Origin of the sequence: Acidobacterium capsulatum ATCC 51196 (assembly GCF_000022565.1) — a bacterium.
In the GTDB taxonomy this organism is placed as follows: Bacteria; Acidobacteriota; Terriglobia; order Terriglobales; family Acidobacteriaceae; genus Acidobacterium; species Acidobacterium capsulatum.
Map to the genome: position 1 here is coordinate 3,428,164 of NC_012483.1, position 26,443 is coordinate 3,454,606.

A 26,443-nucleotide genomic window follows, 5' to 3' on the forward strand; every position below is an offset into this window, starting at 1 on the left:
ACAAAAACAAGGGTCACCGCGAACGGTGACCCTGATAAAGCGCAGAATCCGGTAGAAAAGCAGCTACCAGACGCGGCAGGCGTTCTCTGGCATCATGGGATCGCCGACTTTGCAGCCGAACGCCTTGCCAAAGGCCGGGAAGTTGCGGACCGTGCCATTGGTGCGGAAGCGGCCCGGCGAGTGCGGATCGGTCTTGGCTGAAAGCGCCGCCACCTGTGGGGTGCGGTTTTCGCACCAGATTTGGGCAAATGCGATGAAGTAGCGCTGCGCCTCAGTGTAGCCGCCGACCTTTTCGTTCAGGGTCTTGCCCTGTTTGGCCAACGTGGTCTTGAGCGCCTGATAGGCGATGCGCAGGCCGCCGTTGTCGGCCGTGTTTTCACCGAGCGTCAGCCGTCCGTTGAGGTGCACACCGGGAATCGGCTGGAAGCCGCCGTATTCCTTCACTTCGCAGTCCGTGCGCTGGTCAAAGGCCTTGCGGTCCTGCGGAGTCCACCAGTTGCGCACGTTGCCGTGGCCGTCATACTGGCTGCCCTCGTCATCAAAGCCGTGCGTCATTTCGTGGCCAATCACGACGCCGATGCCGCCAAAGTTCACCGCCGGGTCCATTCCATAGGAGTAGAACGGCGGCTGCAGAATGCCGGCCGGGAAGTTGATGTCATTCTGCGGGGGATTGTAGTAGGCATTCACCGTGGGTGGAGTCATGCCCCACTCTTTCTCATTGACCGGCTTGCCAATCTTGTTTAACTGGCGATTCAGCTCAAAGTGCGAGGCGTGGTGCAGATCGAGAATGAAGTTGTTGCGGCTCACGGTCAGCTTGGAATAGTCACGCCAGTGCTCGGGATAGCCGATCTTCTGCCGGAACTCGGACAACTTGATGAGGGCCTGCTTCTTCGTGGCTTCGGTCATCCACGGCAGGTTCTGGATGTCGCTGCCGAGCGAGGTCTTGAGCGAGGCCACCAACTGCTCCATGTTCTGCTTGGCCTGGGGCGGGAAGTGCTGCTTGACCCAATCCTGGCCCACGGCGAAGCCGAGCACGCGGTCGGTGAGCATGGTGCAGCGCTTCCAGCGGGCGGACTGCTCGGCCTGGCCGGCCAGAGTGTGCTGGAAGAACTCAAAGCTCGCCTGCTCGTAGGGCTGCGACAGCCAGGGCGCCACGCTGTTGATGGCGTGGAAGCGCAGGTAGCTCTTGATGGCCGCGAGATCCTGCTGCTGAACGACTGTGTCCATCGCCTTGAAGAAGTCAGGCATGCCGACATTGACCATCGGAATCGGAGGGGCATTGATGCCGGCGAGGAATTCCTTCCACTGGAAGCCCGGGGTCAGTGCGTCCAGGCCCGAGACGGGCATGGGGTGGTACACCTTCTTGGGGTCGCGCAGTTCCACGCGCGGCAGCGAGGCCTTGGCCAGTGCGGTCTCGATGGTGAGAACGTTTGCGGCTTCCTTCTGGGCCTGCGCCTCGGAGTCGCCAGTCAGCTTGAAAAGGGTGACCACGTAATCGTGATAGCGGGCACGAATCTTTGTGGTGCGGGGCGTGTTCTCAAGATAGTAGGAGCGATCAGGCATGGTCAGGCCGCCCTGCCAGACGACCGCGATCTGCTGAGAAGAATTCTTCTCATCCTGATCGACGCCGAAGCCGAAGAAGGAAGACACTCCATCCCTGGCGCGGAGCTTTGCGAGCAGCGCCGGGAGTTGCTTCTTATTCTTAAGACCGGCGATTTCGCCGAGCACGGGAGCCAGCGGCTTGCTGCCCTCGTTGTTGGCGCGATCGGTGTCCATGCAGGCGGCGTAGAAATCGCCGTACTTCTTTTGGAGCGGCGTCTTTGGATCGTCAGCCGCCTGCTTGAGGTCAAGATAGAGCAGGTACTGGTTGCGCTCATGCAACTGGTTGAAGCGGCCCCAGCGAGACTGGTCAGCGGGGATGGGGTTGTTCTTGATCCAGTTGCCGCAGGCGAACTCGTAGAAGTCGTCGCAGGGGTTGACGCTGGTGTCGAGCGCCTTGAGATCGAAGCTGTGCAGGGCTTTGGGTTCTGTGGGTACGGAGGAGTTATCCGTGGGGAGCGCCTGTTGCGCCATGGCCATTCCGGTGCCGAGCAACAGCACAGAGAGAACGCGAGTGACGTGCATACTTTCCTCATGCAGCCTGCAGCCGTATTGAGCAGCCGCGTAGCCGTGAATTGTGGTGGAAAAACAGTACCACGGCCATAACAAAAGCCGAAGGAAAGATTGCAGGATTGGTTACCGCCGGATGGAAACAGGGCGGATGTTTCTTGATGTCCGGCGCAAGCAAAAGGGGATGAGCCATTTGCCCATCCCCGCCTGCCGCTGCGAATCGTCCGCTTTTAGAAGATCTTCAGGTGGATCACCAGATATTTCTTCGGGTTCTTGCGGATTGCGGTGACCAGCGTATTGGAACTGGCCGCCACCTGATCGAGGTGGTTATAGAGGGACGGATTCTTGATCAACTGCCCCACGGTGCCCTTGCCCGCGTTGGCCTGTTGCAGGATTGAATCCAATTGCGTGACCGTGTCATTGAGCTTGTTGGCAAAGGCCTTGTTGTTGACCATCATGCCGAGCGCACCCTGGCCGCTGTTGACCTGCGTCAGCAGATGATTCAGCTTGTCCACGCTCTGGTTCAGGTTGTTATACAGGGTGGGGTCCTGGATGAGCTTGCCGAGCGTTCCCTGACTGGTATCGATCTTGTTGGCCACGTCGTCAATCCTGGTGGCGGTGTCGTTCAGGTGGTTGTACAGGCTCGGGTCTTTGAGCAGCTTGCCGATGGTGCCCTGGCCGCTGTTGAGCTGTGTGGCCACCTTGTTCAGCTTGGTTACGCTCGCATTCAGGTTATTGAAGAGGCTGGGGTCGCTGATCAGCTTGCCGATGGTGCCCTGGCCGCTGCTGATCTGGTTGATCAGCGCATTCACATTGCCCAGAATGACATTGAGCTGCTGGATGGTGCCCTGGCTGGCCTGAATGACGTCTTGCAGGTTCGGAGTCTCATTGGTGGGCAATTGCGCGCCATTCTGAATCGGCCCGCCCGTGGCTGTGCGGTTGTCGATGTCCACGATGGTATCGCCCAGCACGCCCACCGTGGAAAGACTGGCTTTGGAGTCGGAGTGGAGCTGGCTCTGATACTTCTTGCTCACGCTCATGAAGACTTCGACTGGCGTCAGCCGTGGCTGGGTGACGATCTTGATGGACTTCACGTTGCCGATCGTTACTCCGTCGAGATTGACGGGAGCCCCGACCTTGAGCCCTGCCGAGTTTTCAAAGTAGGAATGGAGCCGGATCTTGCCGGTGAAGAATCCACCTGTATTGCCCGACATGAGAAAGATCAACGCCATCAGCGCCGACAGGGCCACGATGATCAGAACGCCGACTTTCAGTTGAGACCATTGGACTTCCTGTTGACTTGGCACGGACCCCCTCGAAATGCAGCAGTTTGTTGCGTGAACTGCGGAGCTCTTTCTACTGATTCTAATGGCTGCAAAGACCAGCTATTAATTCTGGTTGGATGAGTGAAAGCCCAAACCCGTTGCAGAAGAATCGGATAGGGGGCGTTAAGTAATTCCTGCTCAAGACCATAGCTCTTTTGCCGAAGCTGTGGAAATGCCATCTCCACCTCTTTGTGCGTAATCTACCACCCAATTTCGTCCGATCAAGAGGTTGTGCTGGGATTCGAGAGCCAATCCATTCCTGAACTGCGGCTGATCGGAAGATCTGACGGCGCGCCTGAGCGCATGGTCTATTACCTGACCGGCGCCATACTCGCCTGCGGAGGGCAGATGCTCAGCCGGCGGTTTCACTCTGACGGCTCAGCCGCCATTGAGTGCGAGTTTTTGCGTGCGCATTGTGTCGATATTTACGGTGTGCTGCTGGCTGCCGGGCTGCATCTGAGCCGCAGCTCGCACCTCAAGCTGGCGGAACTCTGCCGTTGCACCCACGCGATGCCGGGAGGCTTTGAAGATCAGCGAGTGATTCTCGAACTGGAAGTGATGGATCAGAGCAGCGAGTTTCCTGCCGTCTCCCGCCGCCGCTCGGTTTGAGGCTATTGGGCAAAACAAAAAGCCCGCCGAGTGTTCACTCTGGCGGGCCGTTTGCTGTGTATTGCGATTATTTCACTTCAAATGAGCCCTTCAGCGGCAGGTTTTCCGACGAGTCCCCGGCAAAGACCGTGAACTTGCCCGGATCGACCTCCCAGCCATGCTTTGCTTCACTCCAGTAGGCCAGTGCGCGATGGTCCAGCGTTACCACGACGTGCTGGGTCTGGCCCGGCTCCAGGCGAACCTTTTCAAAGCCTTTCAGCTCTTCGACGGGCCGCTTGATTTTGGCCGAGGGGTCGCCCACGTATACCTGTGCCACGTCCGCACCGGCCCGGTCGCCGGTGTTGGTTACGTCAAACGCGACCTGAATGCCGCCTGCCGGGGTCGCTGTCTCTGGCGAAACTTGCAGGTGGCTGTACTGGAAGCTCGTGTAGGACATTCCAAAGCCGAAGGGGAAGAGCGGCTTCTTGTCGTAGGTGGTGTAGTAGCGGTAGCCGAGGAAGACGCCCTCGCCATACTTCACCGGCTCGACCTGACCCCATGGCACCTTGGGGCCATAGTAGTAGTGGTAGGTCGGGTTGTCCTTCCATGCCCGCGCCCAGCTCATGGGCAGATGACCTTCGGGATCGTGCTCGCCAAAGAGAATCTGCGCCAGGGCTACGCCGCCTTCCTGTCCGGGGTACCAGGTCTGCAGCAGTGCCGGAACGTTGTCGAGCCAGCCCTGCGTGGCCACCGCTCCGCCGGCGACCAGCGCCACGATGGTGTGCTTGTTGGCCTTGGCGACGGAGTTGATCAGCTCCTGCTGGCCCCACGGCAGCGCATAGCTGCGATCGAAGCCTTCGCTTTCGGTCGCGTGGTCAAAGCCCACGGCCACCACGGCGGCATCGGCCTGGGCGGCGATTTTGGCTGCTTCGGGGTCCACGACTTTGTCCGCGGCCACAATGCCCATGCCAAAGCGCGGGTATGAGGCGTCGGGCCAGTACTTCACTTCGATTTGGGCGGTCTGCCCGGCGGTCAGCGGAATCTCCGCCGAGAGGGGTGCCTGGCCCTCGTGCTCGGTCTCTTCCAGCACCTGCTTGCCGTTGACCATGACCTGGTAGCGGTCGGAGCCGCCGGCACCGGCCACCACGATGTATTGCCCTGTGGTCTTCGGCAGGAACTCCGCCGTCATGCGCATGCTCTTGCGCACCTTGGCTGCGGGAGTCCACTCCTGCGCCACATAGGCATCCATCGCCGGCTGAGTGTGCACTTCAGGTGTGCCGGTGAAGTTGGGATTGTCAAAGGTCTCTACCTTGACGGCGTTCCATTTGCTGCCGTTGGCCGGAACCACCCACTTCGTCTGCTGGAACAGCTCCCTGGTGGTGGGCAGGCCCTGCAGATAGAGCACCTTGATCTTTTCGCCGCCGAAGCGCATCAGGCCGGTCAAAAAGCTGGTGGAGTTATACGGGGTAACGTTTGAGCTGCCGCCAGCTTCAGGCATGGGCCATGCGTCGGGGCCGATGATGGCGAGTGTCCGCACCCGCGCGGGGTTGAGCGGTAGCAGGTGCCCGTCATTCTTGAGCAGAGTGGTGCTCTCAAGCGCCTCTCGGAGCGCGACCTGCGTGTTTTGGAAGCTGTCGCGCGGCATGCTCGTGTCGAGCTGGTCGTGGTTCAGGAAGCCCCACCGCACGGCATCGCGCAGAATGTTGCGCACTTTGCCGTTGATGGTCGCGACGGAGACCTGGCCGCTCTGAATGGCAGCCGACAGCTTCTTGGGGCTCATGTACTCCGCAAAAGGCATCTCCAGATCAAGGCCGCCGTTGGCCGCGCCCACCGTGCTGTAGGTGGCCACCCAGTCGGACATGAGAATGCCCTTGAAGCCCCAGCGCTTGCGCAGAATATCGATGTTCAGTTCCTTGTTCTGCGTCGAGTGCTCGCCGTTCACGAGGTTGTAGGAGTCCATGACCGCGCCGACATGGCCCTGCTCCACTGCCGCACGGAAGGCTGGCAAATAGATCTCATGCAACGCCTGCTCGCTGATGATGGCGTTGATGTTGTGGCGGTCATATTCGGCGTTGTTGGCGGCGTAATGCTTCACGGTGGCGATGACGTCCTGGCTTTGTACGCCCTTGATCCAGGGCACCACCATGCGGCTCGCCAGATAGGGGTCTTCGCCCATGAACTCGAAGTTGCGGCCATCCATGGGCGCGCGATAGATGTTCACGCCGGGGCCGAGGATGAAGTTGACGCCGCGTGCCCGCGCGTCGCGGCCCAAAGCTGAGCCGATTTCGCCGGCCAGGCTTGGATCCCAGGAGGCCGCCAGAGCGATGTTGGCGGCGTATGAGGTGTCCGGGCCCCAGGTACGTACGCCGAGAGAGTCGTCTGACATCTTGAGCCGCGGCAACCCGATCGAGGGCTCGGCATGCGTGTACATGCTGTCCACGCCGCCCAGCAGCTCCAGTTTTTGTTGCAGGGTCAGCTTCGCGAGCAGGGCGTTCACCTGCTGCTCCACGGCCGGGCTGTCGGGAATGGGGCCTTGTGCCTGGAGCGCGACGGGTGCGCCCACGGCAAGCATCAAGGCAAGAAAAGCCGAATGAAACCTTTTATTCCTCACAGGTAAAACTCCTTATTTGACGGCGCAAACAATCTACCAGAGCGGAATAGCGGTTGGACAGCCGGGAACAATCGTTTGTCTGGTTGCGGCGCCGGCTTACGCAACGTCTTCAGGCGCAAGCCTATGCAGGCCACCCTGTGCGAGGCAATGCCACTGCGCATTTACCTCCTTTTGAGAGGGTGCCCGTTGGCAGTCATGGTGGCGAGCTGCTGCTCGTCATACTGGAGCAGCGAGGGCGTCAATCGTGCAAAGTGCAACTCGGCGGAGATGTCCTGACCATTGTGCAGCACGAACTCCGCGAACTGCCGAAGCGCCCGCTGCTTCGCGGGGGTAGCACCGTCACGAGGCAGGATCAGGTAGTTGAGGCCGACGATGGGATAGGCTGACGCCGCAGTCGCGGGGGGATTGACCACGGCCGTGTTCACGTTTGCTGCCAGCTTGTTTTGAAATGCATCCAGAGCGGCTGTCGCGCTTGTGCCGGTGGGCGTGATGAAGCGCCCGGCTGCATTCTCGAGCGCCGCCGTGTGCAGGTAGTTTTCCTGTGCGTAGGTCAACTCCACATAGCCCAGGCTGTAGGGGGAATCGCGCACTTCTGAGGCGAGGTCTTCGCTGCCTTCGCTGCCGGTGCCCGCCGGCCAGCTCACGGTGGACCCGGCGCCGGCCTTCTGTTGCCAGGCGGGGCTGGCCGCGGCCAGATACTGGGTCAGCAGGGCAGTCGAGCCGCTGCCATCGGTGCGGTGAAAGACAGCGATGGCGTGATCGGGCAGCGGGAGGCCTGGGTTGTCCTTTTGAATGGCCGGATCGTTCCACTTCGTGGTCTTGCCGAGAAAGATGCTTGCCAGCGTCTCACCGCTGAGGCGCAGCGTCTGCCGGATGCCCGGCAGATGGTAGATGATGCACACCGGCCCCGCCGTCTCCGGTAATTCCAGCAGATGCTTCGCGGCCAGTTCCGCCGGGGGCAGCGGTTCATCGACGGCCGCGAAGGCCGCCTTGCCGCTCTCAAGCAGGGACAAGCCGGCCGCATCACCGGTGGAGGCATAACTCATGGCCACGTTGGTGTGAATCTGGGAGAAGTCCTTCGTCCAGCGCTGCATCACGGGGAACACGAACATGCTGCCCGCGCCCACCACCGGCAGCGGAGGCTGGCTCACCTTTGAATTGCAGGCGGTCAAGCCGGTAAGGGCAAGCGCCAGTCCACTGGCGAGAAGAGTACGGCGATTCAACAAAACTCCTCCTTCGTCTGAGTACGGATGCGCACCGGGAATGGCCGCCTGTTGTGGCGCATCGCAGGCTCACCGCCATTAGACGCACCAGGCTGCCCGGCGGCACCAAAAGACTGGGGCCTAAAGACTGCGAGCCGGGAAGGCACCTTCCCGGCTCGTAACTGCATTTTGTGGAGAGTCTATCGGGCGAAGCTGCGCACCCACTCCACAATGCTGGGCATGGCGATGCCGCTTGGTCCGCTCGACATCCAGGGCTTGGCCTCGTCCATCCAGGCCGTGCCCGCGATATCGAGATGCACCCAGGGCGTGTCGCCGACAAACTCTTTCAGGAACATTGCCGCCGTGCTGGCGCCGCCATAACGGCCGCCGACGTTCTTGATGTCGGCGATGGGGGAGCGCAGCATCTCGCGGTATTCCTCGTCGAGGGGCAGACGCCAGAACTTTTCGCCCGACTGGCCGAGTGCTGCCTCGAAGTGTTGCCAGGCCTCTTCGTCGTTGCAGAACACGCCCGCATTCACGCCACCCAGCGCCACCATCACCGCGCCGGTGAGCGTGGCCGCGTCAATGAGGTGGGTTGCGCCGAGCTGCTTAGCGTATGCGAGGCCGTCGGCCAGCACCAGGCGGCCTTCGGCATCGGTGTTGAGTACCTCGATGGACTTGCCGATCATCGAAATCTGTACGTCGCCGGGCTTCTGCGCCTTGCCGGAGGGCATGTTCTCAGCCGAGCAGATGACGCTGATGACTTTGATACGGGGCTTGAGCAGAGCGATGGCGCGCATGGCGCCGATCATGGCCGCCGCGCCCGCCATGTCATATTTCATCTTCTCCATGCTGTCGGCGGGCTTGAGCGAGAGGCCGCCCGAGTCAAAGGTGATGCCCTTGCCCACCAGCCCGAGCACGGGGCCTTCGGCCGCGCCCTCCGGCGTGTACTCCATCACGATCAGCGCGGGCGGCTCGTCGGAGCCCTGCGTCACGCTCCAGAAAGAGCCCATCTTCAGCTCATGCAGCTTCTCGCTGCTGTAGACCTGGCAGCGCAGGCCTTGCTCGGCACACATCTTCTTCGCCTGCTCGCCGAGGAGGGTGGGCGTCAGGCGATTGCCCGGCTCATTGACCAGCGTGCGGGTGAGGTTTTGCGACTCGCCCAGCGCGATGCCTTCGCGCAGTCCGGCTTCGGCGGCGTTCGCGTCTGTGGCTTCCGGCAGCGCCAGCGTCAGCGATTGCAGGCTCTTGTCCTTGCGGTCAGAGCGGTAGAAGTCCGGATCAAAATCGGCGACGGCCGCGCCATGGCCCAGCGCGCGTGCCGTGGCCGTCACGTCCAATCCCTGGGACTGAGGGATAGCGAGCGTGGCCTCACGAATGTTCTTTGCCCGGGCGGCGCGAACGGCGCTGCCTGCGGCCTTGCGCAATGCATGCACGGTGAACCGGGCCTGTTTGCCGGCACCCACCAGCAGCAGACGCCGCGCAGCCATCCCTTGCGGCGCATGGATCAGCAGGGTCTCGTTGGCCTCAGCTTTGAAGTCGCCGCTGGCCAGAATGGTTTTCACTGCGGCATCGAGCGCAGCGTCGCGGGTCAGCAGTTGGACTTGAGGCGAGGCCTGCGTTCCGTTGGCCATGTCTGCGGCAGGGGCCGTATCGGTGGCAAAGACAGCCAGAAGTTCGGTCTCAAGTTGAGCGAGAGGAGTCGAAACGAGGGTGGTTTTCATGGTCACTCCCATCTTATGACGGCAGCAGCCCGGCCACTGGGGACTGATGACTGGGGACTGACAACTTCCCCGGCTCAGGCCTTCTTGCTGCGGTCGATGGCGGCGCGGGCTTCGCGGTCGGCCTCGCGTTTGCGCTCGGTTTCCCGCTTGTCCCAGTCCTGTTTGCCCTTGGCCACGGCCAACTCGCACTTCACGCGCCCGTTACGGAAATAAAGCCGCGTCGGGATGAGCGTGAATCCCTTCTGCTGCGTCTTTCCCCATAGTTTCTTGAGTTCTGTCTGGTTCAGCAGCAGCTTGCGGGTGCGCAGAGCTTCGTGATTCGTGTAGTTTCCGTGGGAGTATGGCCCGATATGAGCATTGAGCAGAAAGGCTTCGCCATCCTTGATAAGACCGTAAGCGTCTTTGAGGTTGGCCTTGCCCTCGCGGATCGACTTCACCTCGGTTCCGCGCAGCGCCACGCCGGCTTCGTACTTTTCGAGCAGGAAGTAATTGTGGCTCGCCGCCCGGTTCTGAGCCGCGTCCCGCTCGCCGGCCGCGACGGGGTCGCGGGGCTTCGGCTTGGCGCTGGGAGCCGGTTGTGTCTGGATGGTCGTATGCTTTGCCATGGCTCTGGGTGCAATTTCTCATGCTAGCATGCAGGGGCTTTGCATCTTCTCGCAGTGCCGGGGCTGCAGCAGGAGCGGGAATTGCCTTCAGTGGATGCGGCCGCGAGCAGCCAGGATGCAATACTAAGAACAATCGTCAGCCGGCCGCGGAACAGGAGCCGCGGAAGTCTTATCGAATCTGGAGTTTCATGAAGCGCAGCACGCTCGCATTTGCCCTTGCTCTCAGCCTGGTCCTGATTTTTGCGGCCGCCCCACGCGCGCAGGCTCAGTCCGCGCACCGTTTGTACAAGCAAGGCCAGAAGGCCGAAAATCGTGGCGACCTGCAGGCGGCCTACGACGACTACTCCCAGGCCTATAAGAAAAAGCCCTCGGACGAACGCTATCGCGTGGCGTATGAGCGCGTGCTGTTTCCGGTAGCGGCCCAGCATGTGCAGCATGGCGAGCAACTGGAGAAGCTGGGCGACAACTCCGGCGCGCTGGCTGAGTTCATGCAGGCGCTCACCATCGACCCGAGCAACGAGCTGGCCACGCAGGACATTGCCGCGCTGCGGAACAAGATCAATGCGGTTGCGAATCACAGCAACAGTGAATCTCCGCGCACGGCTGGAGAGGCCTTTGCCCAGCTCGCGCCGCCGCTGCAGCTCAAGCCGATTGCCAATGAGCCGCTGACGCTGCACATGGTGCAGGACAGCAAGGTTATTTACGAGACGGTAGGCAAGGCTGCCGGCATCAATGTGCTCTTTGATCCGGATTACGTTTCGAAGCGCATTCAGGTGGACCTGGCCAATACCACGCTGCAGCAGGCGTTGCGCATTATCTCGACCGTTTCGAATACCTTCTACCGCGTCATCACGCCCAACACAATTTTTGTCGCTGCAGACACGCGCGCCAAGCGCATGCAGTTGGAAGACCAGGCCGTGCAGACCTTTTACCTGCACAACGTGACGCAGCAGAGCGACTTCACGGATATTCAGACTGCGCTGCGCAACGTCTTCCAGACCGCGCACATCTTTGGGGTGGCCAGCCAGAATGCGATTGTGATGCGCGCCACGCCGGATGAGCTGTTGCTCGCGCGCCAGTTGATCGGCCAGCTCGATCAGCCTAAGCCCGAGGTACTGGTGGATGTGGCGGTGCTGGAAGTGAGCCGCAACTTCGAGCGCAAGATCGGTCTGCAGTTGCCTCAGACCGCGACGGTGAACCTGCAGGCATCGACGTCGAGCAGCAGTTCCAGTTCGTCTTCGAGCAGCAGTTCCAGCTCAAGTTCCAGTTCGACTTCGAGCAGCCTGACGCTCAACAATCTTGCTCACCTGAACTCGAATAACTTTGCCGTCACCATCGGTCAGGCGGAGGCCGATCTGCTGCTGACCAATACCGATACGCAGATCATCCAGGAGCCGCGCATTCGCGCCTCGGACGGTCAGGACGCGCAGTTGAAGATCGGCGAGAAGCTGCCCGTCGCCACTGGCTCTTACCAGACCGGCGCGGCCACGGCCATCGTCAGCTCGCTTGTCAACACGCAGTTCCAGTACCTTGACGTGGGCGTGAACATTGACGTGAAACCCACCGTGCTCTCTGACCGCGATGTGTCGATGAAGGTGAAGATTGACGTCTCCTCGACCAACGGCACCGAGAATCTGGGAGGCGTCGATGAGCCGATCATCACGCAGCGCGTGGCCGACGAAACGATTCGCCTCAAGAACGGCGAAGCCAATCTGATTGGCGGCATCCGGCAGGTACAGACCAGCAATTCGCTGAGCGGCACGCCGGGGCTGTCAGAACTGCCGCTGCTCAAATACATCTTTGGCGTGCATGATCATACCGTCTCGAAAGATGACCTGGTCATTCTGCTGATTCCGCATGTGGTGAGCGCGCCGACGACGAATCCCAATGATCTGCAGCCGATTGATACCGGCACCAGTGACGCCTTCCAGGTGCGCACAGTCAGCCAGGGGGAACCCGCTCCACAGCCTGCCCCCGCGGCGCAGACCCCGGCCGCGGGAACACAAGCTGCACAGGCGCAATCTTCCGTGACCCAGCCTGCACAGCCACAGACGTCGCCCCAGGCCGTTGCGCATCAGGCGATGCAGCAGATGACCCAGGAGGCGAGCAGCGGTCCGCCGGCCTTGTTGCAGCTCATGCCGAGCCAGACGACGGTGAAGCCGGGCAGCACCTTTCAGCTTGCGGTGCATATGGAAGGCGGCCGGGATGTGTACTCCGTGCCGATGAAGCTCAAGTACGACGCCTCACGTCTAAGCCTGGTCAACGTCAATCTGCAAGGGGCCGGGCGAGCGCAGATGAGCTTCCTCGGCAAAGACGGGCAGGCGGTCGCGCTGGTGCATCGCGATGACGGCGGCGGCAATGTGGAGATCTCCGCCTCGCGGCCACCCGGTGTCAAGGGCGTGAGCGGCAGCGGCAATCTCTGCGTCCTTACTTTCAAGGCAAAGGCTCCGGGCGCGGCGACCGTGCAGATTACGCGGCCCGTGATTCGCAACAGCCAGCAGCAGACCATGCCCGCCGTGGGCTCGCTCGCTGTGGTGCAGGTGCAGTAACAGGTGGTTTCTCCGTTCCAGTCCGGACAAGAGCGCAAGCCAGCAGGCTGCGGGAGCGCGGCTAGCCGCGGCGAGACCGGGCTGACGCTGGTTGAGCTGATCGTGACCGTCACGATCATCTCGATTCTGGCTGCGGCGGCGCTGCCGATGATGCGCTTTCAGGCCAAGCGGCAAAAAGAGCAGATGCTGCGCCACGATCTATGGGAGATGCGCGCGGCCATTGATGCGTATCATGACGCCGCCGACAAGGGCGCCTTTCAGACCAAGGTGGATAGCATGAACTATCCGCCCAGCCTGCATAAGCTGGTGGATGGAGTGGACATTCAGGGCAAGACGGTGCGGTTCCTGCGCAAGATTCCTGTCGACCCGATGACAGGTCACGCCAAGTGGGGCATGCGCTCGATGCAGGACGACCCGGACAGTACCTCTTGGGGTGGCCAGAATGTCTTTGATGTGTACTCATTGTCAGACGGAACAGCGCTGGACGGGACAAAATACTCGACGTGGTAAATGTGCAGAAACATCTTCGCAGGCGGGAGCAGGGCTTCACGCTGATTGAGCTGATTGTCGTGATGATGATCATCGCGATTCTGACGGCGATTGCCGTGCCGCGCTTTACGGCGGCGATTCAGAATGCCCGCGAGGCCGCGCTCAAAGAGGACCTGCACGTCATGCGCGATGCTATCGATGCCTACACCATGGACAAGGGCAAGGCGCCGCAGTCGCTCGACGACCTGGTGCAGGCGGGTTATCTGCGCGCGATTCCGACGGACCCGATGACTCACTCCAGCCAGACGTGGGTGACAGACTCGAGCGACACTTTGATGGATGTAAACGAAGAGCAGAGCGGTATTGATGACGTCCACAGCGGCTCGGATGCTACGGGGTCCAATGGGAAGCCGTACTCCAGTTGGTAGCCGAAGACTGTCCAGTTGTGTCTCGCATCCCCTAAAATCAAGGCGATGAATCTCGCCTGTCCCCTGGATATTGCCCTGCCTGCCGTTGCGGAGGCTTACGATGCCTGCGCGGACGTGATGCGTGTCTCACAATCGCAATGGAAGGGTCAGGCAGGCGGACGCCTGATGGCCGTCTTTGGCCTCGATCCGCAAGGCATCGCCAGCGTGGTGGCCGGATGTGTGGCCGGAGCAGCGGTGCTGGCTGTCGATGCGGATCGCGAGCGCGCCAAGCAGATGCTGCGCTTCGGCATCTGCGATTTCGTGGTGAATGATCTCGATGAGGCGCTGCGCATTCTGAAAAATGAAGTGCGCAAGAAGCAGCCGGTCTCCGTCTGCATGGCGGCTGACCTTGAGGCTTGCGCGCAGCAGATGGTGGAGCGAGGCCTGCAGCCCGATTTGCTGGCGGGCGCCATGGAGGGAGCGGCCGCAGTCCTTCAGGAGCGCGGCGCGGCGGTGCTGGGTGCGGATCAGGATGCACCGGCTGGGCAGCGCGTCCTGTGGCGTTTTCGCAGCGCCGGAGCCTTTGTGCCGCTGCACGTTCTCACACAGGTGGATCATCTGGCGGCGGATGCGCTCGATCCGCGCATGGCAGAGACGCCCATGCGCCGCTTGTGGCTGGAGCGCGCCCCGCGCTACCTGGGACGCAAGCTGGCGGCAGAGCGCAGTGTGCGCATGCATCCGGAAGAGCTTGAGCGCTTTCAGGCCGCGCTGGCTGAGGATGTGGCGCTGGCCGCGCAGATCGAAGTGCGGGCGGAAGCTTAGGCCGACGGCGGGCGCTGGTTCTGCTTCATGGCCTCGGTTGCTTCGGCGGCCACGCGATGAATTTCACCCCAGAGTTCTTTCATTCCCAGGCCGGTCTTCGCCGAGCACAGCAGCAGATTTTCTGCTTCGAGCGCGCGGCTCAGGGTTTGTTTGGCCTTGGTGCGTCCATTGCCTGAGAGGCGGTCGGCCTTGGTGGCCACGACGAGATAGGGCCGTCCGATGCTGCGCAGGAACTCCGTCAGTTGCGCGTCGCTGGGCTGCGGCGGAATGTTGCTGTCCACCAGGCACAGGCACAGCGCAAGGCTGGGCCGTTCGGCGAGGTAAGGCTCGATGAACTTGGGCCACTCGGCGGAGATGGATTTCGAAATCTTGGCGTAACCGTAGCCCGGCAGATCGGCAAAGAGGAAGTTCGGCTGCTGCCGCTCCGGCGAGGTGGTGAGGCTGAAGAAGTTGATGGCGCGCGTGCGCCCCGGCGTGGACGAGACCTTGGCCTGTTTTGAGCCGAGCAGCGCGTTGATGAGGCTCGATTTGCCCACGTTGGAGCGGCCCAGGAAGGCGAACTCCGGCGCGGTGACTGGCGGGAAATGCTCGGTAGCCATCGCCGAGCGCATAAATTTGGGATAAACCTGCATGTGTCCTATCAGTATAGAGTTCGCGGCTTCACGATACCCTGAAGCGGTGAAACGCAAACGAGTCTGGTTGAGCTGGAGCAGCGGAAAAGACAGCGCGTGGGCTCTGCATATGCTGCGGCAACAGGGCGATGTAGAGGTGGTGGGACTGCTCACCACGTTGAACGGCCACTTTGATCGCGTGGCCATGCACAGCACGCGCCGGGCGCTGGTGGAGGCGCAGGCCGCCTCCGCGGGACTGCCTCTGGTGACGGTTCCGCTGCCATGGCCTTGCAGCAATGAGCAATACGAGGCGGCCATGGCCGGGGCCTGTGCGCAGGCGCGTGACGAGGGCGTGGAGGCGATGGCCTTCGGCGACCTTTTTCTCGAGGACGTGCGCCAATACCGCATCGATAAGCTGGCTGGAACAGGGCTGGAGCCGGTCTTTCCGCTGTGGGGACTGGATACGCGCGCGCTGGCTGAAGAGATGATCGCGGCGGGTGTGAAGACTCGGCTGGTCTGCGTCGATCCGCGCAAGCTGGGCAAGGAATTTGCCGGGCGCGATCTGGATGCGGCGCTGCTCGCCGAGTTGCCGCCGGAGGTGGACCCATGCGGCGAGCGCGGCGAATTTCACAGCTTTGTGTATGCCGGGCCGATGTTTCGCGAGGAGATTCTGATAGAGAGCGGGGAAGTGGTGGAGCGCGACGGCTTTGTGTTTGCGGATGTGAAACTGCGCGGCGCTTGAGGGTGGCCTCGCGCACCTGGCTCCCTCACTGATACACTCACCTGTTTTGACGAGTCTGAACCGGGCCGTCTGAGAACATTTGCGACAAGGAGCAATCGCGTGAGCGAAGTGAAACGGGTGGGGGTGCTGGGCGCCGGTACCATGGGCAATGGCATTGCGCATGTCTTTGCCAGAAGCGGATTTGACGTGCGGCTGTGCGAGGTGGAGCAGCGCTTTCTGGATCGCGGGACCGAGACCATCCGCAAGAACCTCGGCCGCGAAGTGAGCAAGGGCAAGCTCTCGCAGCAGGATGCCGACGCGGCGCTGGCGCGCATTGCCGGGACGCTCGACCGGGGAGCGCTTGCCGACTGCGATCTGATTGTGGAAGCCGCGACGGAGCGTCTGGAGGTGAAGCGGCAGATCTTTGAAGATCTTGACCGCATCGCGCCGGCCGGGGTGATTCTGGCGAGCAATACCTCGTCCATCTCGATCACGAAGCTCGCTGCCTTCACCGGCCGGCCGGAGCAGGTGATCGGGATGCACTTCTTCAATCCCGTGCCGGTGATGAAGCTGGTGGAGGTGATTCGCGGACTGGCAACCTCTCAGGCGACGTTCGATACGGTGAAGGCTCTCTCGGAAAAGCTCGGCAAGACGCCGGTCGAGGTGAATGATGCCGCGGGCTTCGTCTCCAACCGGGTGCTGATGCCGCTACTCAACGAGGCCATGTATGCCGTGATGGAGGGCGTCGCTACACCCGAGGCCGTGGACCAGGTATTTCAGCTTGGCATGGCGCATCCGATGGGGCCGCTGACGCTGGCGGATTTCATCGGGCTCGATGTGTGTCTCGACATCATGCGCGTGCTGCTCGAAGGGCTCGGCGACCCGAAATACCGCCCATGCCCGCTGCTGATTCGCATGGTGGATGCCGGATGGATGGGGCGCAAGAGCGGGCGCGGATTCTTCCGCTACGAGTGAGGTGGCCGCCGGGATGCGGGGCCGGAATTCGGCGGCTGGATTCACACCGAACAGGCGTATCCTCAAAGCTATGGTTCGGATGACAGTACTCGCCAGCGGTTCCAAGGGCAACAGCACCCTGGTGGCGAGCAGCCGCACCCGTCTGCTGGTGGATGCAGGGCTGTCGTGCCGCGAGATTTTCAAGCGCATGCGGGCGATGGGCGAGAGCATTGAAGATCTCGACGCCATCCTCATCACGCATGAGCATCAGGATCACGTGCAGGGCCTCGCCGTCACGGCGCGCAAGCTGGGCATCCCTGTTTATTTCACTGAGGCCACGCATCGCGCCTGGATGCGCTGGATGACTCCCCGGAAACGGCTCACCTATGCCGAGTGGCTGGAGCAGCAGAAGGCAATGACCGCTGCCGGCAAGGAGCCGGCCAGCGACGGCGACGAGGCGCAAGACGCGGCGCAGGAAGAGCGCGAGGAACTGACCCTCGACCTGGCAGCAGCAGCCCAGAGCAAGGCCGAGCTGGAAGCCCCCGAGCCTAGCAAGCCGGAGAAAGACCCCTGCGAGCTGCCGGGCGTCGAGTACTTTCGGGCGGGCGCGGACTTCTGCATCGGCGATATTGCGGTTCGGCCTTTTACCATTCCGCACGATGCGGTCGATCCGGTGGGGTTCGTTTTTGAGGTTGAGGGAGTGCGATTAGGTTTCGCGACCGACCTTGGGTACATCCCGCCCAACGTGCATGCTCATCTCAAAAAGTGTGATGTGCTGCTGCTCGAAGCCAATCATGACGTGGATATGCTGCGTGACGGCCCCTATCCATGGTCGGTGAAGCAGCGTGTCATGTCCCGGGTGGGGCATCTCTCGAATGCCGCTGCGGCGGACTTTCTGGAGAACTCCTATGACGGCCAGGCGGCTTATGTGGTGCTGGCGCATTTGTCAGAGAGCAACAACATGCCGGAACTGGCCAGGGTGGCGGCGGAACAGGCCCTTCGAAACCACATGAGCCTGTTGGCAAACAAGTTACTTCTGGCGGAGCAGCATGCGCCGCTGGACCCTATTGTTTTGTGATCAAAAATGGTAGTCTTATCCATGCCCCTCCTGAAACTTCCCGGCGTTTTTTCACGCCGTGCAGAGCAGGTTGAGCTTGCAAGGAGGGTGATATGGCAATGAAGACTTGTAACGATCCCGTAGTTGGCGACATTCTTTCCAGTTGGCGCTATGACATCTCCGGAATTGTGCCCGAGATGCGGACCGATTACGAAGAGCATCTTGCCACCTGCCAATTTTGCCGGTCGCGGCAACGCCTGCATCGCGCCATTGACGTGGTGCTGATTGGCGTCACCACGCTGTCGAGTGTGTTGTTTGTGCTGGCTTTGGCGATCATCCACAAGGTCGAGCCGCTCAGGACCTTTGCCCTCTTCATCTTTCACATTCAGCACATAGCTGTGGTGCTCACGCTGCAGGTGGTGGCGTTGGCAGGGCTGCTGGTTTCGCTGCTGGCATGGCTGCTGGTGGCCGTGGCAACGCCGGCCCCCATGTACCTGACCGGAGTGGCGCTGGCGCAGGCCCGGGTGCTGCAGGCACGCCTGCCGGAAGAGTGGCGCAGCCGCTTTCAGCGCGGCGCTTTCTAAGTCAAGATTTCGATGAAATGAAAAGGGCCGGGACTGATCCCGGACTTTTTGCGCTTTTGCGCTTGTCTCACTGCTCACTTTGTGGGCAGTTCCATCGCTCCGGTCAACTCTGAGACCCGGGCAATGTGCCGCCGGGCGCACCAGTGCGCGAGCGAGTGGCTGATATTCTCAATCGCGCGTGGATCGGCATAGCTGGCCGTGCCGACCTGCACGGCGGTGGCCCCGGCCAGCAGGAATTCGACGGCATCTTCTGCCGTGGCGATGCCGCCCATGCCGATGACCGGAATTTTGACGGCCTGCGCCGCCTCCCAGACCATGCGAACGGCAATGGGCTTGATGGCCGGGCCGGAGAGCCCTCCAGTGATGTTGCGGATGCGGGGCTGGCGGGTCTCGACGTCGATCGCGAGTGAGACGAAGGTGTTTACCAGCGAAATGGCGTCTGCGCCCGAGGATTCCGCACAGCGCGCCATGGCCGCGATGGAAGTGACGTTGGGCGAGAGCTTCACAATGACCGGCCGCCGGGAGTAGTGGCGGCAATGTGCGACCAGTTCGGCCAGCGCGCCGTGGTCCGCGCCAAATGCCATGCCGCCGTGCTTTGTGTTGGGGCAGGAGGCATTGATCTCGTAGGCCGCAATGCCCTCGGCCTCGTTCAGCTTGCGGATGACAGCGACATAATCCTCGACCTGATAGCCGAAGACGTTCACGATGACGGCGCATTTATAGCGGGCGAGCGGAGGCAGTTTGTCGCGCAGAAAGGCCTCGACACCGATATTTTGCAGGCCGATGGCATTGATCATTCCGGCGGAGGTCTCAATGAGCCGGGGCGCGGCGTTGCCGGCCATGGGTTCGCGCGAGATGCCTTTGGTGACGAAGCCGCCGATGCGATCCAGCGAAACAATGTCTTCAAACTCGATGCCGTAGGCAAAGGTTCCGCTGGCGGCGATGACCGGATTGGCGAACTCAATGCCGGCGACCGTCACACGCATGTCCACTGTGTGGGAATGAGCGTGTGTGCCGGGTTGCGAGCTTTTTTCGGCGGTCATGCGCGAGCTTCCTGTGAGGGCGGTTTCGGTGGACCGGCTACGGCGTGAATCGATGCGCGAAAATGGGTGGGAGACAAATTCATTGCTAATTGAGTGTAAATCCGCGGGAGTTTTTGCCCGCCTGAGGGGAATGGTTGCCTCATTTATTGCATCCAAGTAAAGAAATGACGACAAAATTGAGTTGCCACACCTTGCCTGCCGGCTGGGAAGGAGCCCCCGCGCAGGCGAAATTCTGGGAAATGCTGCAACAGAGCCGCCGTTGGCTGTTGCTGCTGGATTATGACGGCACGCTGGCTCCCTTTCATCAGGACCGTATGCAGGCCGTGCCGTATGCGGGAGTTTCCGAGCGGCTGGAGGCGCTGGCCGATCGCTCCCAGGGACGGGTGGTGATCATCAGCGGCCGACAGATTGAAGACCTCAAGCAACTGCTGCCGCTGCGGCAGCCGGTGGAAATGTGGGGATCGCATGGCCGCGAGCACCTGGATCACGACGGCAGTTATCGCGTGGTGGATCTGAATCCTGCGGAGCGGCAGGTGGTGGATGGACTCGCGAAGGAGATGGCGGCGCGCGGCTGGGGACACCAGTTGGAGCATAAGCCGACGGCGCTGGCAGTTCACTGGCGCGGTCTGCCGGAAGAGGCGCAGCGGTCGATCCGGAACGCCGCCGAGGCCTATTTTGCGAGCGTGCAGGCCCCGGCCACGCTCGAGATGATGCCCTTTGAGTCCGGCATTGAGCTGCGGTCGCGCTCGCGCACCAAGGGGCAGGTGGTGGCGGAGATTCTGGCCGAGGAGCCGGACGACGCACCGGCTGCGTTTCTGGGCGATGACTGGACCGATGAAGACGGGTTTGCCGTGCTCGGGGAGCGCGGACTGGGCATCCTGGTGCGGCCGGAAGCACGCGAGAGTTGCGCGAAGTTTCATCTGACGCCGCCCGGCGAGCTGATTCGCTTCCTTGACCGCTGGCTGGAACATACGAAAGAGAGCATCGCATGAAAGAACGCGAAGTGGTGATTGTTTCGAATCGCCTGCCGCTGTCGATCAAGCACGATCAGGGCGTGGCGAAGGCCCGGCGCAGCAGCGGCGGGCTGGTGACGGCGTTGCTGCCGATTCTCAGGGACAAGGGCGGCGTGTGGATCGGCAATGCCGGCACGCATGAAGACGAGCACGCGACGGAACTGCTCCAGCAGGAAGCGCGCAATGAGGGATTCGCCTGCGTGCCGATCTATGTGACCGAGCAGGAAGACCGCAACTTCTACGAGGGTTTTTCCAACCAGGTGCTCTGGCCGCTCTTCCATGATTTCATTGGCGAGTGCCGCTTTGAGCCGGCCTACTGGGAGTTTTACCGCAAGGTCAACGCCAAGTTTGCCGATGCGGTGATGAGCGTCTATCGCGGCGATCAGACGCTATGGGTGCATGATTACCAGTTGATGCACGTGGCCGCTGCGCTGCGTGAGCGCGGCTGCAAGGGCCGGGTCGCCTTCTTTCTGCATACGCCGTTTCCTTCCTATGACGTATTTGCCAAGCTGCCGTGGCGGCGCGATCTGCTGCTTTCGCTGTTGCAGTATGACCTGATCGGCTTGCAGACCGAGCGGGACACGCGCAACCTGGTAAGCTGCCTTCGTCGGCTGGTTCCCGAGGCCGTGATGACCTCGACGCACACGGCGCATCACGTGATGTTTCAGGGGCGCCGGATTGTCATTCAGGACTTTCCCATCTCGATCGACTTTGAGGAGTTTGCGCAGGCCGCCCGGGAGCCGGAGGTGGAAGAGCGCACGCGGTCGATCATTGCGCGCATGGGCATGGGGCAGATGATCTTTGGCGTGGACCGGCAGGATTACACCAAGGGCATTCCGCACCGGCTGCGCGCTTATGGGGCACTGCTGCGCCGGCGGCCGGATCTGGTGGGCCGCGTGCGGCTGGTGCAGATCGTGGTGCCGAGCCGGCAGAATATTCCCGGCTATGAGGCGCTCAAGGCGCGCATTGAGCACCTGGTGGCGAGCATCAACGGCGAATTCACGCAGCCGGGCTGGGTGCCGATTCACTACATTCACCGCTCCATTCCCCGCGAGGAGCTGCTGGCGCTCTATCGCGCTGCCAATGTGGCGCTGGTGACGCCTCTCAAAGACGGCATGAACCTTGTGGCGAAAGAATTCTGCGCCACGCGCATCGATGACCATGGCGTGCTGGTGCTGAGCGAGTTTGCCGGGGCCGCGGCCGAGATGTATCGCGGAGCGCTGCTGGTGAATCCGTTTGACCTGGAAGGCGTGGCCGGGGCGCTTGAACAGGCGCTGGAGATGCCCCTGAATCAGCAGCAGGAGCGCATGCGCAAGTTGCGGCGTTTTCTCAAGCATGCCAACGTGCATCGCTGGGTGAATGAATTCATGCAGGTCATTGAGCACGTGAACCATCACGGCTCGACGCGCTCGAATCACGGCTCTGCACGCTCGAAGTAAAAGCGCCTGGAAAGAGCGAAAGGCTGCCGGTTGCGGCAGCCCTTCGCTGGAAACAGGAATCAGTGAAGACTAGCGGGCGAAAGAGGCGATGGCGCTGGCTTCGTCGTCCTTGATGTCGAAGACGGTGTAGAGCTTGGTGATCTGCAGCAGGTCGTGGACCTTCTTGGTCAGATTCAGCAGCTTCAGGTCGCCGCCCTGGTTGTGCACGGTGGTAAAGGCGCTCACCAACTCGCCAATGCCCGAGCTATCGATGTAGTTCACATCGCCCAGGTTCAACAGAATCTGCTTCTGTCCCTTGGCCAGCAGATCGCGAACGGCATCGCGAAGCTGCACACTGCCTTCCCCCAGGGTGATGCGGCCGCTAAGGTCGAGAATCGTAACTCCATCCACCTGACGGGTGGTCACTTTCATGCTCACAGAAAAAATCCTCCGTTAAAGAGTTGGTTTGGCAGTCCCCAGATGCTTGATGAGGGTGAGCTCAGTTCCCGGATGCAATTGCCTGAAGTGTACTTCATCCATGAACGAGCGGATCAGAAAGATGCCTCGACCGGAGCCGCGCAGCAGATTCTCAGGCGCGAGGGGGTCGGGTAAGGTTGCCGGATCGAGTCCGACGCCCTGATCTGTGATGCGGATGATCAGATCTGCGCCGGTGTTCTCAAAGCTTGCGGTGATGCGTTTGTCCGGATCGTATGCATTGCCGTGCAGCACGGCATTGACGGCAGCCTCCCGCACGGCCATGGAGATGCGGAAGGTTTCGTCGTCATCGATGCCGGCCTGACGCGCCATCTGTTCGGCGGTCTGTTCTACCTTGTCGACACTGTCGAGCGAGGATGCGAGCGTGTAGGTGATACGCGTTTCCTCTTTTCCCTTCAAGTAGCTTTCCTCGCCTTTTTGCGAACAGCCTGCCTGTGAGGGCAGTTTGCTTGCTCAGCCACGGGATGTCAAGCGGAACGGTTTTCAGCCCTGGACCCGGGATGCGTCGAACGGTAAATTCCCGCAGGAAAACGGCATCAACCGGCCGCAACTTTCTATAGAGGGGATGGGTTCAAAGAGGCATGCAGTTGGCAGTAGGCAGTACCTGGGAGAAAGCAAATGAAGCCGCGTAACTGGAAACTATTTGGTATAGCCCTATTCGCTTTGAGCACCAGCATGGCCCTTGCGCAGGAGTCGGGCCGGACCGCTCAGAACCGTAAGTATGAGCAGCAGCATCGCATTGCGCAGGGCGTGCGCAGCGGTCAGCTCACTGGGCGCGAAACGCGGCATTTGGAAGGCCGTGAAGTGCGCATCAACCATGAAGAGCGCCACATGCGTGCAAACCATGACGGGCATCTCACGCCGGCCAATCGCGCTCGCATTCAACGGCAGCAGAACCGCACCTCGCGAGCTATCTACAACAAGAAGCACAACGCCGCGCACCGCCCCTACTAGAGGCGTTTGCCCTTCCTCAGGTCGCCCCGTCTGGAGGGGAGAAAAACTCCTCCTGACGAGGCGCGATTTCCCTCTGGCTGGCCTGTTACCATCGACCCGATGGCCGCCCCGCACAGCCGTACGACCCTGACTATGTTGCTTGGCACTCCGGTGGCCGAGGCGAGCGGGCACCTGTGCGGCAAGGTGAAAGATGTGGCCGTGGCGACTGGCGCCGAGGCCGGCAAGGTGGTCGGCCTAGTAGTCAAGGGCCGCGATGGGCTGCAGGTGGTCTCCGCCATAGACTTGCGGCGCACGCCCAGCGGCGCGCTCGAACTGCGCCCGGCAGCCATGCTGCGGCCCCTGACGCAGGAAGAAAGCTTCATCTTATTGCGGCAGGATCTGCTCGACCGGCAGATCATCGATGTGCATGGCCGCAAGGTGGTGCGCGTCAACGACGTGGATCTGCAGTGGGCGAGCCATGAGCACCTGCACGCGCATCCTGATCATCAACTGGAGCAACTGCGTGTCACCGAAGTGGAGATTGGCCTGCGCGGCGCCGCGCGTCGGCTGCTGCTGGGGCTGATGCCGGCCGAGACACTGGACCGCCTGGTGCGGCGCATCCCGACCAGCGCGATTCCGTGGGACTTCGTGGACATGATCGAAGTGGACCCGGCGCGGCGCGTGAAGCTGAAGATTGAGCACGACCGGCTGGCGCAACTGCATCCCTCCGACATTGCAGACATTCTGGAAGAACTGGCTCCGGCCGAGCGCGAGGCGCTGCTGACCAGCCTCGACGAGGAGGTAGCGGCCGAGGCCCTCGAAGAGGTCGATCCCAAGCTGCAGAAGTCGCTGATGCAGTCGCTTGATACCGAGACAGCCGCAGCCATTGTGGAGGAGATGGACCCCTCGGCGGCGGCCGACCTGCTCGCCGACCTGAGCGAAGAGCAATCCGAAGCCATTCTGGAGGAGATGGACCCGGAAGAGCGGCAGGAAGTGGAAGAGCTGCTGGAATTCCGGGAGGATTCCGCCGCGGGCCGCATGACGACGGAGTATGTCTCGGCGTCTCACGAAGCAACGGTGGCCGATTGCATCGAGGCGCTGCGCGAGTTTGAGGGCGATCTTGAGACGATCACCGAGATTTACCTGCTCGACGAGGAGCGCGTATTGCAGGCCGTGGTGCCGCTGGCCCGGCTGATGCTTGCCCGGCCCGAGACCCGGGTGCGCGTGCTGAGCGAGCCGCGCCTGATTACCTGCGATCTCGACGCGCACCAGAATCACGTGGCGGAACTCTTCGACAAGTACAATCTGCGGGCTCTGCCCGTGCTGGACAAGGAGCGGCGGCTGGCCGGGGTGGTGGAGGCCGATCACGTGATCGCATTTTTGCGCGAAAGGCTTTGATTCGCCTTCCGGCATCCGCGTTCTTCCTCATGCGCGCGTGATATGTTCGCCAAGGAAGCTGATGCTTTCCTAACCCATGTAGACCGAGAGCACAACGCGCCGCGATGCTGAAACGCTGGAGAACCCGGATCCTGTTGTTCCTGATGGTCCTCGGACCGGGATTTATTACTGCGAATATCGACAATGACCCGAACGGGATTTTTGTTTATTCGCAGGCAGGCGCGCAATACGGCTACTCGCTGCTCTGGACCATTCTGCCCGTTACGCTGGCCCTGATTGTGGTGCAGGAGATGTGCGCCCGCATGGGGGTGGTCACCGGCAAGGGGCTGAGCGACCTCATCCGCGAAGAATTTGGCCTGCGCATCACCTTCATCATGATGGTGCTGCTGGTGATTGTGAACTACAGCAACGTCATCGGCGAGTTTGCGGGCATCGCGGGCAGCCTGGAGCTTTTTCATCTCACCAAATATGTCTCCGTGCCGGTGTGTGCGCTGCTGGTGTGGCTGCTCGCCGTCCGGGGCGATTACAAGAGCGTCGAGAAGATTCTGCTGACCGGCTCGCTCTTCTACCTGGCCTACATCGCGACCGGTATTCTAGCCGAGCCAAACTGGCACCTTTCCTGGATGAAGACTGTCCAGTTGCCGCACAAGACCGAATGGAAGCAGAACGGCTACCTGCTGATGGTGGTGAGCATCATCGGCACGACCATCGCACCGTGGATGCAGTTTTACCTGCAGTCCTCGATTGTGGAGAAGGGCATTCGCGTGCAGGACTACGCGGCCTCGCGGGCGGACGTGATTGTGGGATCGATCTTCACGGATGTGGTGGCCTGGTTCATCATCGTGGCCTGCGCCGGCACGCTGTGGGTGCATGGGCTGGGACAGATCAATGTGCCCTCGGACGCGGCCATTGCCATGAAGCCCCTGGCCGGCAATTATGCGTTTTTGCTCTTCGCCTTCGGACTCTTCAACGCAAGCTTTTTCGCCGCCTCGGTGCTGCCCATTTCCACGGCCTACACCGTTTGCGAGGGGCTGGGCTTTGAGTCGGGCGTGGATAAGAAGTTCAAGGAAGCGCCGCTCTTCTACTGGCTCTACACGATTCTGATCGTGGGCGGCGCGGCGGTGGTGCTGATTCCGCACTTCCCGATTGTGCAGTTCTCGATCTTTTCGCAAGCGCTGAACGGATTGCTGCTGCCTGTGGTAGTGATCTTCATGCTGATGCTCATCAACCGGAAAGACCTGATGGGAGAGCATACAAACTCGCACTGGTTCAACGTGGTGGCATGGGTCACGGCGATTGTGGTGATCGCGCTGTCGCTGGTGCTGGTGGTGCAGACGCTTTAGCTACAGCAGCTTGCCCGCCGCGAGGTCGCGCACCAGGTCGCGGTCGGCGGCTAGAAAGTCGAAGCTGGGCAGCGTATGCAGGGGCGTCCAGCGCAGATCGTGGAAGATCCGGTTGGTCAGCTCGCCCTCGAACTGGTGCACGGCGAAGAACTGCAGATCGACCGCGCCGCCGTTGCGGTAGGTGTGGCGCGTGTGCGCCACCTGCTGGCCGATAGTGGCCTCGATGCCCAGCTCTTCATTCAGCTCGCGGCGCAGAGCCTCTTCGGGGGTTTCGCCCGGCTCGATCTTGCCGCCGGGGAACTCCCATTTGAGTCCCATGGGCTGGTCCGGGCGCCGCTGGCACACAAGCACTTCCTCTCCGCGCAGAATGAGCGCGGCCACCACGTAGCGAACCGTGCGATGGGGAGCGGGTTGTGTGTCCTGAGCGGTCAACGCTTCTCCG

General features: G+C 61.5%; 25 protein-coding genes. 14 read left to right on the forward strand and 11 right to left on the reverse strand.

The features are described from left to right. Positions 1-63: 63 nt before the first annotated feature. Entirely contained in the window at positions 64-2,124 is a 2,061-nt protein-coding gene (locus ACP_RS14045) for a M13 family metallopeptidase (protein WP_015898003.1), read from the reverse strand. 215 nt (positions 2,125-2,339) lie between these two features. After that, the gene (locus ACP_RS14050) at positions 2,340-3,416 is read right to left on the reverse strand and encodes an MlaD family protein (RefSeq protein WP_015898004.1); all 1,077 of its coding nucleotides are present in this window, start codon (positions 3,414-3,416) and stop codon (positions 2,340-2,342) included. A gap of 249 nt (positions 3,417-3,665) precedes the next feature. Here ACP_RS14050 and ACP_RS14055 point away from each other — a divergent pair, with 249 nt between their 5' ends. After that, positions 3,666-4,043 (forward strand): hypothetical protein, encoded by a 378-nt coding sequence (locus tag ACP_RS14055; protein WP_041839606.1) that lies wholly within the window; start codon positions 3,666-3,668, stop codon positions 4,041-4,043. A 67-nt stretch (positions 4,044-4,110) separates the two neighbouring features. Here ACP_RS14055 and ACP_RS14060 read toward each other — a convergent pair whose 3' ends face one another. The 4 genes from ACP_RS14060 to smpB all read right to left on the reverse strand — a co-directional run bounded on the left by ACP_RS14060 (position 4,111) and on the right by smpB (position 10,164). Further along, the gene (locus ACP_RS14060; RefSeq protein WP_015898007.1) at positions 4,111-6,633 is read right to left on the reverse strand and encodes a beta-glucosidase; all 2,523 of its coding nucleotides are present in this window, start codon (positions 6,631-6,633) and stop codon (positions 4,111-4,113) included. A 161-nt stretch (positions 6,634-6,794) separates the two neighbouring features. Further along, positions 6,795-7,856, reverse strand: a complete 1,062-nt coding sequence (gene pstS / locus ACP_RS14065; RefSeq protein WP_015898008.1) for a phosphate ABC transporter substrate-binding protein PstS — start codon at positions 7,854-7,856, stop codon at positions 6,795-6,797. 179 nt (positions 7,857-8,035) lie between these two features. Further along, entirely contained in the window at positions 8,036-9,559 is a 1,524-nt protein-coding gene (locus ACP_RS14070) for a leucyl aminopeptidase (protein WP_015898009.1), read from the reverse strand. Between the two features lie 74 nt (positions 9,560-9,633). Then, on the reverse strand, positions 9,634-10,164 hold the full coding sequence (smpB, locus tag ACP_RS14075) for an SsrA-binding protein SmpB (protein WP_015898010.1): 531 nt from the start codon (positions 10,162-10,164) through the stop codon (positions 9,634-9,636). A gap of 188 nt (positions 10,165-10,352) precedes the next feature. Between smpB and ACP_RS14080 the strand changes: the two genes are divergently transcribed. From ACP_RS14080 to ACP_RS17465, 4 genes are read left to right on the forward strand one after another with little or no spacing between them, the layout of a single operon-like run. Continuing rightward, complete coding sequence (locus tag ACP_RS14080) at positions 10,353-12,713, forward strand: secretin N-terminal domain-containing protein (protein WP_015898011.1); 2,361 nt, start codon at positions 10,353-10,355, stop codon at positions 12,711-12,713. A gap of 3 nt (positions 12,714-12,716) precedes the next feature. Further along, positions 12,717-13,223, forward strand: coding sequence for a type II secretion system protein (locus ACP_RS14085; RefSeq protein ID WP_015898012.1), 507 nt, complete (start codon positions 12,717-12,719; stop codon positions 13,221-13,223). Positions 13,224-13,225: 2 nt separating this feature from the next. Next, positions 13,226-13,630: a type II secretion system protein gene (locus tag ACP_RS14090; protein WP_015898013.1), complete on the forward strand. Its 405-nt coding sequence runs from the start codon at positions 13,226-13,228 to the stop codon at positions 13,628-13,630. A 45-nt stretch (positions 13,631-13,675) separates the two neighbouring features. Further along, positions 13,676-14,431 carry a urocanate hydratase family protein gene (locus tag ACP_RS17465; RefSeq protein ID WP_052294828.1) on the forward strand — a complete coding sequence of 252 codons (756 nt, stop codon included), beginning with the start codon at positions 13,676-13,678 and terminating at the stop codon, positions 14,429-14,431. Here ACP_RS17465 and yihA read toward each other — a convergent pair. Beyond that, on the reverse strand, positions 14,428-15,063 hold the full coding sequence (yihA, locus tag ACP_RS14105) for a ribosome biogenesis GTP-binding protein YihA/YsxC (RefSeq protein WP_015898015.1): 636 nt from the start codon (positions 15,061-15,063) through the stop codon (positions 14,428-14,430). The genes ACP_RS17465 and yihA overlap by 4 nt on opposite strands. A gap of 46 nt (positions 15,064-15,109) precedes the next feature. Here yihA and ACP_RS14110 point away from each other — a divergent pair, with 46 nt between their 5' ends. From ACP_RS14110 to ACP_RS14125, 4 genes are all read left to right on the forward strand, one after another. Then, on the forward strand, positions 15,110-15,784 hold the full coding sequence (locus tag ACP_RS14110; protein ID WP_041839610.1) for a Dph6-related ATP pyrophosphatase: 675 nt from the start codon (positions 15,110-15,112) through the stop codon (positions 15,782-15,784). Positions 15,785-15,883: 99 nt separating this feature from the next. Continuing rightward, the gene (locus tag ACP_RS14115) at positions 15,884-16,738 is read left to right on the forward strand and encodes a 3-hydroxybutyryl-CoA dehydrogenase (RefSeq protein ID WP_015898017.1); all 855 of its coding nucleotides are present in this window, start codon (positions 15,884-15,886) and stop codon (positions 16,736-16,738) included. 70 nt (positions 16,739-16,808) lie between these two features. After that, positions 16,809-17,795, forward strand: coding sequence for an MBL fold metallo-hydrolase (locus tag ACP_RS14120; RefSeq protein ID WP_015898018.1), 987 nt, complete (start codon positions 16,809-16,811; stop codon positions 17,793-17,795). Between the two features lie 92 nt (positions 17,796-17,887). Then, positions 17,888-18,358 carry a hypothetical protein gene (locus ACP_RS14125; protein ID WP_015898019.1) on the forward strand — a complete coding sequence of 157 codons (471 nt, stop codon included), beginning with the start codon at positions 17,888-17,890 and terminating at the stop codon, positions 18,356-18,358. A 74-nt stretch (positions 18,359-18,432) separates the two neighbouring features. On the opposite strand, the gene ACP_RS14130 is transcribed toward ACP_RS14125, so the two are convergent. Beyond that, positions 18,433-19,401, reverse strand: a complete 969-nt coding sequence (locus ACP_RS14130; protein WP_238525569.1) for a dihydroorotate dehydrogenase — start codon at positions 19,399-19,401, stop codon at positions 18,433-18,435. Between the two features lie 164 nt (positions 19,402-19,565). Between ACP_RS14130 and otsB the strand changes: the two genes are divergently transcribed. Beyond that, positions 19,566-20,393, forward strand: a complete 828-nt coding sequence (gene otsB, locus ACP_RS14135) for a trehalose-phosphatase (RefSeq protein WP_083770622.1) — start codon at positions 19,566-19,568, stop codon at positions 20,391-20,393. Continuing rightward, on the forward strand, positions 20,390-21,853 hold the full coding sequence (locus ACP_RS14140) for an alpha,alpha-trehalose-phosphate synthase (UDP-forming) (protein ID WP_015898022.1): 1,464 nt from the start codon (positions 20,390-20,392) through the stop codon (positions 21,851-21,853). The genes otsB and ACP_RS14140 overlap by 4 nt, the downstream gene beginning before the upstream one ends. Before the next feature lie 69 nt (positions 21,854-21,922). On the opposite strand, the gene ACP_RS14145 is transcribed toward ACP_RS14140, so the two are convergent. Both ACP_RS14145 and ACP_RS14150 read right to left on the reverse strand, forming a co-directional pair. Next, a complete protein-coding gene (locus ACP_RS14145) occupies positions 21,923-22,270 on the reverse strand; it encodes an STAS domain-containing protein (RefSeq protein ID WP_041839611.1) in 348 nt (115 codons plus the stop codon). Positions 22,271-22,285: 15 nt separating this feature from the next. Further along, positions 22,286-22,726: an ATP-binding protein gene (locus ACP_RS14150; RefSeq protein WP_015898024.1), complete on the reverse strand. Its 441-nt coding sequence runs from the start codon at positions 22,724-22,726 to the stop codon at positions 22,286-22,288. Between the two features lie 276 nt (positions 22,727-23,002). Between ACP_RS14150 and ACP_RS14155 the strand changes: the two genes are divergently transcribed. The 3 genes from ACP_RS14155 to ACP_RS14165 all read left to right on the forward strand — a co-directional run bounded on the left by ACP_RS14155 (position 23,003) and on the right by ACP_RS14165 (position 26,001). Continuing rightward, complete coding sequence (locus tag ACP_RS14155) at positions 23,003-23,281, forward strand: hypothetical protein (protein WP_238525570.1); 279 nt, start codon at positions 23,003-23,005, stop codon at positions 23,279-23,281. A gap of 132 nt (positions 23,282-23,413) precedes the next feature. After that, positions 23,414-24,658, forward strand: coding sequence for a magnesium transporter MgtE N-terminal domain-containing protein (locus ACP_RS14160; protein WP_238525571.1), 1,245 nt, complete (start codon positions 23,414-23,416; stop codon positions 24,656-24,658). Positions 24,659-24,762: 104 nt separating this feature from the next. After that, positions 24,763-26,001: an NRAMP family divalent metal transporter gene (locus ACP_RS14165; protein ID WP_015898027.1), complete on the forward strand. Its 1,239-nt coding sequence runs from the start codon at positions 24,763-24,765 to the stop codon at positions 25,999-26,001. On the opposite strand, the gene ACP_RS14170 is transcribed toward ACP_RS14165, so the two are convergent. After that, entirely contained in the window at positions 26,002-26,433 is a 432-nt protein-coding gene (locus ACP_RS14170; RefSeq protein ID WP_052294829.1) for a (deoxy)nucleoside triphosphate pyrophosphohydrolase, read from the reverse strand. Positions 26,434-26,443 lie beyond the last annotated feature (10 nt).

Bases quoted from the DNA above. Each gene is read 5' to 3' on its own strand.
- ACP_RS14045 (WP_015898003.1), bottom strand. From the start codon at position 2,124: ATGCACGTCACTCGCGTTCTCTCTGTGCTGTTGCTCGGCACCGGAATG.
- ACP_RS14070 (WP_015898009.1), bottom strand. From the start codon at position 9,559: ATGAAAACCACCCTCGTTTCGACTCCTCTCGCTCAACTTGAGACCGAA.
- smpB (WP_015898010.1), bottom strand. From the start codon at position 10,164: ATGGCAAAGCATACGACCATCCAGACACAACCGGCTCCCAGCGCCAAG.
- ACP_RS14080 (WP_015898011.1), top strand. From the start codon at position 10,353: ATGAAGCGCAGCACGCTCGCATTTGCCCTTGCTCTCAGCCTGGTCCTG.
- ACP_RS17465 (WP_052294828.1), top strand. From the start codon at position 13,676: ATGAATCTCGCCTGTCCCCTGGATATTGCCCTGCCTGCCGTTGCGGAG.
- yihA (WP_015898015.1), bottom strand. From the start codon at position 15,063: ATGCAGGTTTATCCCAAATTTATGCGCTCGGCGATGGCTACCGAGCAT.
- ACP_RS14120 (WP_015898018.1), top strand. From the start codon at position 16,809: ATGGTTCGGATGACAGTACTCGCCAGCGGTTCCAAGGGCAACAGCACC.
- ACP_RS14125 (WP_015898019.1), top strand. From the start codon at position 17,888: ATGGCAATGAAGACTTGTAACGATCCCGTAGTTGGCGACATTCTTTCC.
- ACP_RS14130 (WP_238525569.1), bottom strand. From the start codon at position 19,401: ATGACCGCCGAAAAAAGCTCGCAACCCGGCACACACGCTCATTCCCAC.
- otsB (WP_083770622.1), top strand. From the start codon at position 19,566: ATGACGACAAAATTGAGTTGCCACACCTTGCCTGCCGGCTGGGAAGGA.
- ACP_RS14140 (WP_015898022.1), top strand. From the start codon at position 20,390: ATGAAAGAACGCGAAGTGGTGATTGTTTCGAATCGCCTGCCGCTGTCG.
- ACP_RS14155 (WP_238525570.1), top strand. From the start codon at position 23,003: ATGGCCCTTGCGCAGGAGTCGGGCCGGACCGCTCAGAACCGTAAGTAT.
- ACP_RS14160 (WP_238525571.1), top strand. From the start codon at position 23,414: ATGTTGCTTGGCACTCCGGTGGCCGAGGCGAGCGGGCACCTGTGCGGC.
- ACP_RS14165 (WP_015898027.1), top strand. From the start codon at position 24,763: ATGCTGAAACGCTGGAGAACCCGGATCCTGTTGTTCCTGATGGTCCTC.